General features: G+C 42.8%; 7 protein-coding genes. 1 reads left to right on the top strand and 6 read right to left on the bottom strand.

What is annotated here, in order from left to right:
* Nucleotides 1-346: 346 nt before the first annotated feature.
* From CDG77_RS30460 to CDG77_RS30435, 6 genes are all read right to left on the bottom strand, one after another.
* Nucleotides 347-1654, bottom strand: coding sequence for a CO2 hydration protein (locus CDG77_RS30460; RefSeq protein ID WP_094332975.1), 1308 nt, complete (start codon nt 1652-1654; stop codon nt 347-349).
* Between the two features lie 173 nt (nt 1655-1827).
* Entirely contained in the window at nt 1828-3324 is a 1497-nt protein-coding gene (locus CDG77_RS30455) for an NADH-quinone oxidoreductase subunit M (protein WP_094332974.1), read from the bottom strand.
* An 86-nt stretch (nt 3325-3410) separates the two neighbouring features.
* The gene (locus CDG77_RS30450; protein ID WP_181154285.1) at nt 3411-4136 is read right to left on the bottom strand and encodes a carbonic anhydrase; all 726 of its coding nucleotides are present in this window, start codon (nt 4134-4136) and stop codon (nt 3411-3413) included.
* Between the two features lie 50 nt (nt 4137-4186).
* A complete protein-coding gene (locus CDG77_RS30445) occupies nt 4187-6064 on the bottom strand; it encodes an NAD(P)H-quinone oxidoreductase subunit F (RefSeq protein WP_094332973.1) in 1878 nt (625 codons plus the stop codon).
* A gap of 847 nt (nt 6065-6911) precedes the next feature.
* The gene (locus CDG77_RS30440; protein WP_094332972.1) at nt 6912-8042 is read right to left on the bottom strand and encodes a PepSY-associated TM helix domain-containing protein; all 1131 of its coding nucleotides are present in this window, start codon (nt 8040-8042) and stop codon (nt 6912-6914) included.
* Nucleotides 8043-8073: 31 nt separating this feature from the next.
* Entirely contained in the window at nt 8074-10812 is a 2739-nt protein-coding gene (locus CDG77_RS30435; RefSeq protein ID WP_094332971.1) for a TonB-dependent siderophore receptor, read from the bottom strand.
* A gap of 982 nt (nt 10813-11794) precedes the next feature.
* On the opposite strand from CDG77_RS30435, the gene CDG77_RS30430 reads away from it, so the two are divergent.
* Nucleotides 11795-13473, top strand: a 1679-nt coding sequence (locus tag CDG77_RS30430) for an acylase (protein WP_094332976.1), incomplete at its 3' end; no start/stop codon positions are given.

The raw sequence follows: 13473 nt of genomic DNA, 5'->3' as shown, positions 1-13473 counted from the left end.
CTTGTACCTCACTCAACTGAGAACCGCTATAGTAACTAAAGATAGTGAGTTTTTGGTTTTCTACTTCTAATTCTTTGATTTTTGAATTTAGTTGCTCTATTCAGATTCAATAATAGTTCTACTGTTTGAGGCACTCCTTAGTCTGCAATCTACTTCGGGTCAATTGATTGCAGCAATGCGGCGATTAATTTGTCTGATGATGGTTTTTGCGTCATATCTCATATTCTACGACGCACGGTGTACCTTACCCCGGTTTATTGAGCGGATACTTCAAACCATCATCTAATCCAGATGTAAAGGATATGGGTAAAAACAAGGCTGAAAAAGGGTTGGTTAGGGAGATGTCTTATCTATAATCTTGCTTTTGAATACTCCCTAAACGAGCAGAATCACGAATATTGTAGTCGGGTCGAGTAAAGCGATTTAGCTGCATTTCAAAAAAATCTCGATTGGCTTGTAAATGCTTAAGATTTTCGTCATCTAAAGGATATAAAAGTGCAGTTCGCAAGGCTTGAATTACGGCAGAAGTAACACAGTACATTGACCGTTGAAAACTAACTCCCAACTGAATCAACATATCTTCTTCACCCCGGCAATGTTGGCTGTAGTAATCAATAAGATATGGGGGCAAAAAATGCAACATATCTTGCATTAATAATGTGGGAGGAATACCAGCAGTACCCACTGGAAATACATCAGCGTAAAGAATACCATAATGAAAGTCTTTTTGGTCTTCTGGTACTTGACGCGCTTGAGCATTATAAGATTTTGTGCCTCGGAAGGGTGCGGTGCGGTAGAAAACCGCTTCGACATAAGGTAATGCAGCTTCATATAGCCACATGAAACCCTTAGATTTGGGGACAATTTCGTAGCATTCGCCACGAATATAAACGTGATGGTAAATCGGACGACCTGCGATCGCAAATATACCATTAACTAAGAAGCTCATTGCCTCTGGAACGCTGGTAATGGTACCTTCGTCATAGCGATCGGACATTTCAAAGAACACTGGGGCCATGACTTCCCAGAATAAGCCCAGATTAGCGTAGTATGACATCTGGCGACACTGTTCCAAAAACATATCGGGGAACAGCTTGTAAAGTCCCAGCATGACGGGGTTGCCTTGGAAGTAAGCTTTAATTGCTCGGTCGGCGTTGGCTTTGTATTCTTCTGAATCTAGGTAAGGGTCAAATTGTCCACCCATGCCTCTGTGCCACAACATCGCCCGCATACAAGCTTCCGCAAATTCCATGTTAATGCGATCGTGGAATAAGTGATGCAACAACTTTGGCATTTTGAAAGTTTCACCTTTCTCGATAAATGCCAAAAGTTCTGGATGTGCAGTAGCTTCGCCGCGCCAAATTCGTAAATCGGCATCATCGCCAGCATAGTGATTATGCAGTTCTAAATACTCTTTGGGTAAGAAGTATTTAAAGAAAGGAACCGGGTTTAAAAATTCGTTTTCAGCAATATAAAGTAGGTCGCGCCAGTAAAAATCCATCGGTACAGCATAAGCTTTGTATAAACCGATGATTTGCATCAAATTTTCTGGAGTATCGGGTAACATTGCACCGCCAGCTTCTAAGCGGTGAATTACATCAGCAAATTCGTGCGTTGAAGGAGGTAATTTAATTGCTGTTTTAATTGCTGTCATGGTAATCGTAAATTGGTAGAGACGCGATTTATCGCGTCTGGGGGATAGGTTTTGAAACGCAATTTATCGCGTATGCACGGATAGGTTTTTAGACGCAATTTATCGCGTCTGAGTGAGGGATGGATTTTGAGACGCGATAAATCGCCGTCTCTACAAGTGTTTTTATCTATTTACTATTTCAGCGCGACTTCAGAGATTACGGTTTTTTCTAAGGAGGGAATTGCAGCCACCATTGTTGTAGTTGTGGATTCACTCCAACGCACTAACCAAGTGGGTTGTACTCCCAAAAAGATGATAAAAGCTGCCAAAATTAAAGCTGGGATTTTTTCAGACCAAAGGACTTTGGGATAGTAGGCGAAGTTATCGAGTCTGCCAAAACAAGTGCGGTTGAGGAGGATGAGAAAATAAACCGCGGTTAATCCACTAGCCACTATACACAAAATTGTTGGAATGGGGAAGGCAGAGAAACTACCTTGAAAGACAATAAATTCCGCGATAAATCCTGTTAAACCGGGAATACCTGCGCTAGCCATCCCACTTAAAACTAGTAAGGCGCTAATTAGGGGTAAACCGCGTATGGGACTCATTAAACCATTGAGTTTATCTAACTCGCGAGTGCCAACTTTGGCTTCCACGACTCCCACCAAGTGGAAGAGAATTGCCAGGATGATACCGTGACTAAACATTTGGGCGACTGCACCAACGAGTGCTAAGGGAGTACTGGCGGCAGCCCCTAGCAAGATATAGCCCATGTGACCGACGGAACTGTATGCTACCATGCGCTTAATATCTGTTTGTGCGATCGCAATTACTGCCCCATAGATAGCGCTAATTGCTCCCCAAATCGCCAAAGTCGGTGCAATAATACTCCAAGCATGGGGAAACATACCCAATCCAAATCGCAGCAGTCCATAAGTTCCCAGCTTTGCCAAAACCCCACCGAGAAGAATAGCAATTGGTGCTGAAGCTTCAACGTAAGCATCGGGTAGCCAAGTATGGAAGGGAACTAAGGGAATTTTAATCCCAAAACCTAAGACTATACCTGCTAGTAAAAGGATTTGTTTTGTGGTTGACAGATTTTCTGTAGAGACTGCATCAAAAGCAAAATTGGTAGAACCACTCAGCCATACCATACCCAAGAATGTCGCCAGAATTAATGCTCCCGAAACCGCAGTATAAATCAGGAATTTAATCCCAGCATAACCCCGTTTTGACCCTCCCCAAATAGAAATTAGTAAGTAGAAGGGGATTAATTCTAGTTCGTAGAATAGGAAGAATAGCAGCAAGTTTTCAGCGAGGAAAGCACCTGCAACCCCTCCACTTACTAATAAAATCATGGAGTAGAACAGCCGAGGGCGTTCAGTTTCTTTGCTGCTGCTGTAAATCGAAATCCAGGTGAGGAGGCTATTTAACACCAACATTAATATAGAAAGCCCATCGACACCTATTTGATAGCTCAAACCAAGAGTTTCATTCCAGGGCAAATACTCTTTAAATTGCATTCCTGGATTGCTGATATCAAATTTTAGCAGTATAAAAAAGTTCCAGGCAAGAACTGTTCCAGAAAAAATTAATGCTGTTAAACGAATGCGATGATTAGGAAAACTTACAGGTAATATTGCTATAATACCGGCGGCTAAAATCGGGAGCCAAATCAAAACACTTAACATTATATTTGTCCTTTGTTATTTCTCCTTTGTTATTTGTCCTTTGTGCGTTAGTAATGACTAATGACTAATGACAAAGGACAAAAAAGCTAACTTACTAAACTGATTATGCCAGTATCTAAATCGTAATATCCACCAACTATTTTCAGCTTTTCTGCCTTGATTAATTCAGATAAAACTGACGATGACTTCAATTTTGCAACTTGCGCTAAAACATTTGCTTTACAGGCATTTTCTAACTTATCTCCTGATTTTCCTTTGGAACTTTCTACACTTGGTTGAATTGCTGCAAGCAAACTTCCAATTTGTCCTGGGACTTGAGCGCCTTTAATAGTAGCTTCTACCGCACCACATCTTTCATGTCCCATTACCATGATGACTTTAGTACCTAATACTAAACTGCCAAATTCTAAGCTACCAATTTGCTGTGTTGTGGCAATATTTCCAGCTATGCGGCAGACAAATAAATCTCCAAGCCCTTGGTCAAAAACAATTTCTGAAGGCACTCGTGAATCTGCACAACCTAGAATAGAAGCAAAGGGCTTTTGACCTTTGGCAACTTCGACTAAACGGGAATAGGTTTGGTCAGGATTTTTACGTTTTCTTTTGACAAATCTATCATTCCCATCTAATAATTCTTGCAATGCCTTATCGGGAGTAATATCATTTTCGGCTGGGGGTGCTGGTGGGGTTTTTTCGGCTGCAAGTAAATTTGAGCCAAGTCCAACTGTCAATACCCCTGTACCGATGGCACCTGCACCAAACTTGAATAAACTTCTTCTGGAAAGATTGATTTGTGGATGTTGTCTGCTCATGGAATTATCCTCACCATATTAATGTCTGCTTGTAATAAAACGGTGTTTAACTACCCAACTGTCGAAATTTGAGAAACCAAATTTAAAAATTGCACTCCCCAAAATGGCCAAGCTACCCACATTCCTAAAAAGCTTACTCCTAGTAAGACGGTTAAGGCGTAGAACTGGGTTTGTCCAGAGGTACTGTATTTTAAACTTTCACCACCCAATAGCGAAAATAAACCAACCAAATTAACGATGCCATCGATTACAAAACGGTCAATCATATCGGCAAGTTGAGAAATTTTGGCAACGCCAAAAATAATGGTTATCCGATAGAGTTTGGGGGTATAAAAGTCGTATGCAAACAAGTCCTGCAAACCTTTCCAAGGCAGGCGAATCGGTTTAGGAATATTGCCTAAATAAATCACCCCAGTGATGCTGCAACCGAAAAAACTCGACCAAATTAAAAGTAGTACGACATCTTTATTTAAAGCTTCCCAATTTGGTAAAAGTGATAAGCTTTGCAACACTAAAGGAAGATGGAGACTAAAGGCAAGTAAAATTACCATTGGCAAAATCATCGGCCAGTGTGCTTCAGGCGATCGCTGACTCATTTGTGTAGCTTTACCACCAAAAATTAAACCAAATTCTCTGGTTAAACTCACTGCTGTCAAAGCGTTTACAGCTATCACTACTCCTACTAACCAAGGTTGGGTTTCCCACAACCCATCTGCTAGTTTCACCAACGCCCAAAAACTACCCAGTGGTGGAAAACCAATTAACCCCAAAGTGCCGACGATAAAGGCTATTGCTGAAATTGGGCGACGTGTCCACAATCCGCCCAATTGGGTAACATCTTGAGTGATGCTATTCCAAATAATTCCCCCGGTACTCATCACCAACAGGGCTGCGGATATAGCATGGGTGAGTACTAACAACAGCGCCGCTTCGTCTTGTTGCGTTCCCACGGCGATGAATACTAAACCCATGTATGCACTGACAGAATAGGATTGGCAGCGTTTAAGATCGATTTGAGCGATCGCAATTAAAGAAGCACCAATCGCTGTCAATACCCCAATAGCGACCATCGCAGAGGAAACTATGGGCGAAAGGCTTAACACAGGTTGCAGTTTAATCAGCACCCATGCACCACTAGCAACTACTACCGAATTCCGCAAAATTGTACTAGGAACTGGGCCTTCCATTGCTTCATCCAACCACAGATGCAGTGGGAACTGGGCACATTTACCCATTGGCCCGGCAATTAAGGCTAAACCTACCAATGCCATTGTTGTCGGGTTGACGTTAGCAGTCGCCGCCCACTCAGCTAGTTCTGGATAACTCCAAGTTCCGGCGAGGGGCCATAATGCCAACACGCCCATCAGCAAGAATAAGTCTCCTACCCGTTTGGTTAAGAAAGCATCTCTTGCACCTGAGACTACCAACGGCTGGCTAAACCATAAGCCAACTAATAGGTAGGTTCCCAGTGTCAGGACTTCCAAAATTACATAGCTGAAGAACAGGTTATTGCACAGAACCAGGGCGCATAATCCCGCTTCAAATAATCCTAATAAGGAATAGAAACGTCCCCAACCCCAATCCATCTCCATGTAACCAATGGCATAAATCTGCGCCAGCAAATTCAAACCAGTAATTACAACTAAAGCGCCGACGCTAACCGAAGATATTTCTAAAGCAATGGTGAGGTCTAAACCAGCCGTAGATAACCAAGGAATAAATACTTCTTGGGCTGGATGATTCCAAGTTGCTTGTAAGGCGATCGCACTATGCACAAAGGCCAAAAATGTCATCACCAAGTTTATATAACCCGCCGGTCTTGGCCCCGTTTTCCGAATGATCCCCGGCGACCAAGGTACGGCTAACAAGCCACCTATTAAGGCATAGCAAGGAACTAGCCAAACAGTCTCAAGTAGAAACTGAGCCATCAACTTACCTCTATAATTGTCATGAAAAATTTAGGGTTGTGAATCAACTTGCGTCGATCCCTGTCAACCCGCTGACTTACTTACTATAGTCACTGAGCTTCTGGTCTTGAGAGACTTTGAGCGCAGCCGAAGTAAGCCGAAATTTGCCTAGGTGCCACTACACCTACGCAGATAATGAAAATTTATCTTTGTTTAATTTTGATTAGAAACAGCTTACCGTTATTTTTGTCAAAATGGAATTAATTATCTAAATAAATTTGAGATAATTACTCTAAACAAATCTTATATAATCGAGTATTTGAGTAACGAATAATAGCTATTGTTTTTTATCTATGAATGTAAGGATTCAGGTCTAAAATTGAGGGAGTAAGGACGGGCAAGACTGATAATTACCAGAGCCAGCCATTAGAGCTTGTGCAAAAAATCAATACCAGTTCTTATGGGCGATCGCTGGTTCAAGCTTTTTCGGTCTAAATCTTGAGGCAAGTTTTGGTTCATATTTGTGATGCCCCCATAAAGTGTCCCCTTTGTCAATACTCTGCCACCTGAATCCTTACACTTTTACTAAATTTCTCTTTGAGAATTTGTACTCGTAATGTCACAGTAGTAGTTATCGGATCTGCTTGCTCGTTCTTATAAAAGTATTTCACGGACGAGTAAGCTTTTTCTACTCCCAAAAATTTTTAGACAACTGTGCATTATCCCTTATAAGCGATCGCTGGACTCATCCCATTACCGTGGGAGGAGATTTTAAAAGTGTATCCCTTATTGGGCATAGCGTTGAGCTTTTCTTAGTGCCACTCCTGAATTCTGACTTCTGAATTCTTTGACTTTACGGCAGTCAGTGTTACTGCTGACTGCTTTTTTCTAGCCTTTTAATGCGTTTGCCTTGATAGCGGTAGCGATACATCACAAGGCTAGTGATGAACAAAATCAGTGGTGTCAGTCCAACGAAGACATAGAGAATGCGCGTTGGTAATCCGCCAAAAGTACCAAAGTGCAATGGTGTAAAGGAGTCAAAAATTTGGTCGCCAAGAGATAGCTCGAATGTATTTTTTATTTGTACCAGATCGCCTGTATACCGATCCAGCCATAAACGACTGCGACCAAAAGATTCTGCTTCATGGGGTAATTTCTTGGCTATATTAAAAGTTGCCTCTGGGGTCGTGGGTAAGATAATAAAAGTAGTCAGACCATCTGGTAGAGCCGCATCAGCTTTCTTGAGAATCTGTCCAAGCTGCAACGGTGTCCGACTAGGCAAAGGTTGAGAAACGGGATCGGGTGGATTGGGAGTTAAAGTAAGTGCATAAATGATGGGTTGTGTGAAAGACTCGAAATTCCAACAGAATCCAGTAAAACCTGTTAATCCCAGGAAGATAGCTGCGATAATACCTATGACTTTATGAATATCAAAATTCACTCGCTTTGGATGTGCCTTCAACTTGATTTTGAAACCAGGTATCAGCTTTTTCCAACCAGGCCACAGTAATATCCCTGTAATACTGAGGAGGAGTGAAAGTAGACCCACTATGCCTAGAATTAGCCCTCCGATTTCGCCGACTAGGAGTTCCTCGTGTAATTTTGTGAGCAAAGTCCTGAAGGTGCGATCGCGGATGCGACTCCCCATAATCGCACCCGTATAGGGATTAACATTGACCTCTGTAATTTCTCCTTTAGGGGATCTGAGCAAAACTTGATGTGGGGCATTTGCTGCTAATGGGGTGCGAATCACAATAGCTTGAAACTCTGGCCGATCTTTATAAGCCGCCTCCACAGTATATAACTCTGACTCAATGGAAACACGTTGCCCTTGGGGAATTACCTGTCCAATCTGGTGAGAGAGTAGGAAGAGGTCGATTTCATCTGCAAACACCAGCAGACTACCTGTTAAGCCTACAATCACAAGTAGCAGTCCTACAACTAGACCGATGTAACGGTGTAGGTGAAAAGCAATCTGACGTGATTTGAGTAACTTCATAGAAAATGCTCCCACACTATTCCCGATCTCATCAGAACTCCCAGGAAACTGTTCCTTGTAATGTCAGCGGCTCTCCTAGATAAACGGCGAGGTCACGTTGAGCTGATGCATAATAATCAATATCAAAAAGATTTCTAATGTTGAGCGCTACTCGGAATTTATTTCGCTCATAGAAAACAGCAGCATCAGTGCGTAAATAGCTGGGTAACTCGAACGTGTTTGCCAAGTCTCCTTGGCGATCGCCAACGTAGTATAGTCCTAAACCAAACCCCAAACCCTGCAAGTCACCCTGAGCAATTTTATAGGTCGTCCACAAGGTAAAGGCGTGTTTCGGTACATTATTCAGGATATTGTCAACAAGCTCGGTGTCGGTATCTTTCGTGACGCTAGCATCAGTGTAGGCATAGCCCCCAATAATGCTCAATCCGGGCAAAACTTCCCCACCAATATTTAGTTCAATTCCTTGACTTTTTTGCTCGCCTGTTTGAATGGAATAGCCACTATGGTCTGGATCTGGATCGTCAGTCAGCACGTTAGAACGAGTCAGATTGTAAAACGCTAGTGTTGCCGAGACTTTATCACTCAAATCTGTCTTGATACCTACCTCGTATTGAGTGCCTTTTTCTGGCTGGAATAAGCTGTTATCAAAGGTTGTACCAATAACTTGTTGAAATGAGCGGCTATAGCTGGCATAGAGCGAAATTGCTGGGATGGGCTGGTACACAATCCCAACGCGAGGACTGAAGGCTTCGTTTTGTTGAAAATCATTATTCGACGAGTCTATAAAGTCTTTATATGTTTGATTAACAATATCGAAACGACCGCCTAGCAGTAACTTGAGATTATTGAAGAGTGCGATTTGGTCTTGAAGATAAAAGCCTAACGAGTCCGATGTCGTTTCATCATCAGATGGGTCCCCAATAATCCCTCCTAGCGTCTGAGTATATACCGGGTTGAACAAATCAAGTGGCGCAATGGAACGATTAATTTGTTGACCCCCAGCAGCCTCCCTGAATAAATCAAAACCAGCTACTATTTGGTGCTGAATGCTGCCCGTCTTAAACTTGCCAACAACGTAATTATCCAAAGAATAAGTGTTATCGTAGCCTCCTGCTGGGAACGTTCTCACAGTTCTTGATAACAAGCGCCCATCATCTGACAAAGAGGTGGGAAGGATATATATCCGGTTGTTGGGGTAGTTAGAAAGCGAAGCTTGAAAAGCATTTCGGACTTGCCAATCTTCGTTGAAGCGATGCTCAAAATTATAGCCAACTCGCAAGACATTACGGTTATTCCCTGACTCTGAGACATCAAAAGGTTCTCCAATATTGCGATTCCGGGGAATTTTACCATTCGGATTAGAAAGCACAGTCCCTCTAGCTGGCAAACCTGAATCATCTGGTTGCTGAGTTGCTAAGTATTCAGATTCAAATGATATCTTTGTATTCCGATCGATTTGCCACGTTAAGACGGGTGAAACAAAGTAACGCTGTCTTTCCAAAAAATCGACGAAACTTCCTGAGGTTTCCACAGCAGCGTTCAGGCGATATAGCAGTGTTTTATCGGAAGTTAATGGCCCAGATAAGTCTAAAGTACTCCGATAAAAATCAAAACTGCCAACGGAAGCTTCCACTGAGTAGTAAGGCGAACTTAGGGGCTGTTTTGTGACTAAATTGACAGTGCCTCCGAGGGAACCTTGACCATACAGAACCGAAGCAGGCCCTTTGAGAACTTCAATCCGCTCTAGGTTGGCAGTCTCAGAAGGAATACGGCTACTTGTTCTTTCCCTCAGACCATTCCTCAAAATAGCATCACTGTTAGGAGTAAAGCCTCGGATGATTGGTACATCGAATACATTACGGGTCGTAGCAGCTGGTTCTTGGATACCACTGACGTTTCTTAATGCATCACTGATGCGGGTTATCCGTTGTTCTTTAATCAACTGTCGAGGGATAACTTGAATCGACTGGGGAATATCGCGCAGAGGAGTGTCAGTCTTGGTAGGAGTTGAGGAATCTCCTACACGATATCCATCTTGCTCACCCGTCACTACCAATTCAATCGGTTCATCACTTGATGCTGATGGTTGAGTTGGTTGTGTCTCACTTGTTGACTGATTTGGTTGCGTTTGTGGTTGTGCTGATGGTTGGCTAGAAGCAGCCGCACTCGCAACACTAAAAATCAACCCCTCATTCGGACTATCAAACAATTCAACAGTTGGGACACCCGCTTCACCCGTCACTGTCACGCGGATAGTATTGGCATCAAAATTAATGACTGTTATCCCAGTAATACCTGCAATTGGTTTGTCTGAGCGAAATATAAATGCCTCGCCACTGGGTAAACGTAGTTGCGCGTTAGGAATATCAACAATAAAGCTATTAACTGCACTACGATTTGTGATTTGCAACTGTTCCCCAAGGGAAGTTTGTAAAATTACCTCGACACCTTTGTTAGTGGGATTAGCTTTAACTGCCGTAACTTGGACAATTTTTTGAGCAGGTGTTGTCGGTGTTGGTGTCTGCACAAGTATTTGGGCGTTGGGAATCGGACGTTGTATCTTAGGGATTTGCCAAATCTCTGCTGTCGATTTCACTGACTGTACTCTGCTTGATAGAGATCCTTGTTGAGAAGAACTGGTGGTAGTACTATCTGGTGTTTGCTTTTGAAATTCCTTTGTTGATATTTCTTCGCTTCTAGTGGGATTTGTGCCTAATGTAACCATCGAACACGTCAGTAACATACTGGAAACAAGCCACTCTAACTTCATTATTTTTCTCTTCAGATCCATCAAACTGTAATTAATTGCGCGAACCCTTAGAAAATTATTGAAAACTATTTACAGTAATTTAGCAAGCTTATTGAAAATAGTTAATCAAAATATCATCTATCCAATTGTTGAGATTATCTTATTTATGGACTAGTGAGGAACTGCTTTGAAGGGGTTTCACATCGTGAGAGGTTAATCCTGGATTTGTCACAAAATGAAACAGTAGCCATTAAAGCCATATATAGCTAGCATTTCAGCGTTTTTAAGCTATAAGCCCAGCAATAACTTCCCCATTTTTGAAAAAAGAATAAAGATACCGTTTTAGCTTTGATATTATTTGTCAACAAAGTGGTATTGTTAGATCAACTAAAATCTGCTTTGTCAAAGTCACTTGCGTGCAGCTTTGCCTTATTACCGAAAAGGTTGCTGGGGACTAAGAACTAGGTACTGGCGATTGGGGGGACATAGAGGACAAAAGGGAATCATTGAAAAATTCACTTCCCGATTTCTTCTCAATCCCCAATCCCTCACTGATGAATGGCACTAAGTTAAAATACAGCCCTTGCCTTGACTGGTTAAGAGCCTGGAGGCTCCGCCTGCTCTTTCTTGAGCCTACAGTGTACATACAAGTCTTAGAGAGTTGCCCCAGAGCCTTTTGATCCCCCCAACTCCCCGATAAATTGGGGGGCAAAAGTCTCTTAAAGTCCCCCAATTTATCGGGGAGCCACTGCGGTCTTGGGGTCTCCCCAAGTGAAGCAAGTGGCGTGGATTTAGGGGGATCTCCAACGATTTTGGGTCTGTACAGAGATGTGTGTACACCGTAGCTTTCTTGACCAGAGGTAGAACCTCTTGGAGTTCATTCCTAGCCTCCAGGCTGGGAATGAGGCGAAACAAGCCTTTGGGCTTTACAAGCGTGCCATTTCCCTGACCGATGAATAGCTGTTTCAGTAACCAGGCGTTACATGTGTAGATGGTGGTGTTAATGAGGATTGATATTTTACTCAGGGTTTACAAAAAAAAATCAATACGCGTTTTACCCTTAATACTCAGTTTGATACTGGTTTTGTTTGTAGGCAGCCGCACTATAGCGGTACCAACAAAATCCACAGAGATATTATGGGATAGCTATGGTGTGCCGCACATCTACGGAAAAGATGACCAGAGTGCATTTTATGCCTTTGGTTGGGCACAAATGCAAAGTCATGGAGATTTGGTTTTGCGTCTCTATGGTCAAGCACGGGGACGCGCGGCTGAATATTGGGGAGAGAAATACCTGGAGTCAGATCGTTGGGTACAGACTGTGGGAGTACCAGAACGCGCTCGTTCTTGGTACAAGGCACAGAGTCCAACTTTTCGCACTTATCTTGATGCTTTTGTGACTGGGATAAATGCTTATGCAAAACAAAATCCTAACTTAATTGATGATGAAGTTGAGGCGGTGCTACCAGTCAAGGCAGAAGATGTCATGGCTCACTTACATCGGGTACTCAATTTCACCTTTGTAGTCAATCCTGAGCAAGTATTAGACCTGAGCAAAGAAAAGTTGCAAGCGGGATCTAATGGTTGGGCGATCGCACCAAGTCATTCTGCAAGTGGGAATGCTATGTTGTTAGCAAATCCCCATCTACCTTGGTCAGATTTATTTTTGTGGTATGAAGCTCAAATCACTGCACCAGGGATTGATGCTTATGGGGCAACACTTGTTGGTATTCCCGTATTAGCGATCGCATTTAACAACAACTTAGGTTGGACTCACACCGTTAACACCTATGATGGTTGGGATGTTTATGAACTCACACTGGCAGGTAATGGATACCGCTTTGATGACAAAGTTCGTAACTTCCAGAACAAAACTCTTTCCTTAAAGGTGAAGCAGAAAGATGGCTCCTTGCAAGAGCAACCATTAGTAGTGAAAAGTTCTGTCCACGGGCCTGTAATCGTCGAGAAAAATGATAAAGCCGTGGCGCTGAGAGTTGCAGGTCTTGACCGACCAGGTGTACTCCAGGAGTGGTGGGATATGGCACGAGCAAAAAACCTTGCCCAGTTTGAAAAGACACTCCAGCGTTTGCAATTGCCAATGTTTACGGTGATGTATGCAGATAGAGAAGGGCATATTATGCACTTATTCAACGGTCAAGTTCCGGTGCGCTCTTTTGGTGACTTTAAATATTGGGAAGGCATCATCCCAGGAAATACATCTAAAACCTTATGGACAAAAATTCATCCTTACCAAGATTTACCGCGCATAGTTGACCCGAAGAGTGGCTGGTTGCAAAATACAAATGACCCACCTTGGACAACTACATTTCCAGCCGCCATTAAAGCAGATAATTACCCACCTTACATGGCACCTCATTTGATGAGTTTCCGCTCCCAACGTTCTGTAAGGATGTTGGCTGAAGATAAAAAACTCTCTTTCGATAAAATGGTTGCAGACAAGTATTCTACCCGCATGGAACTGGCCGATCGAATTTTGGATGATTTAATTCCGGCTGCACGCAAGTACGGTCAGGACTTAGGGCAGCAAGCAGCTAATGTCTTAGAAGCCTGGGATCGGCAAGCTAATGCAGATAGTCGCGGGGCCGTATTATTTGCCTTTTGGGTACAACAGATGCACTTAGATAAGGCATTTAGTAAACCCTGGAATGAAAATTCTCCACG

The sequence above is a fragment of the Nostoc sp. 'Peltigera membranacea cyanobiont' 213 genome, assembly GCF_002245975.1.
GTDB lineage: Bacteria > Cyanobacteriota > Cyanobacteriia > Cyanobacteriales > Nostocaceae > Nostoc.
The sequence above is the reverse complement of the archived record's forward strand: the minus strand, read 5'-3'. Positions and strand labels throughout refer to the sequence as shown.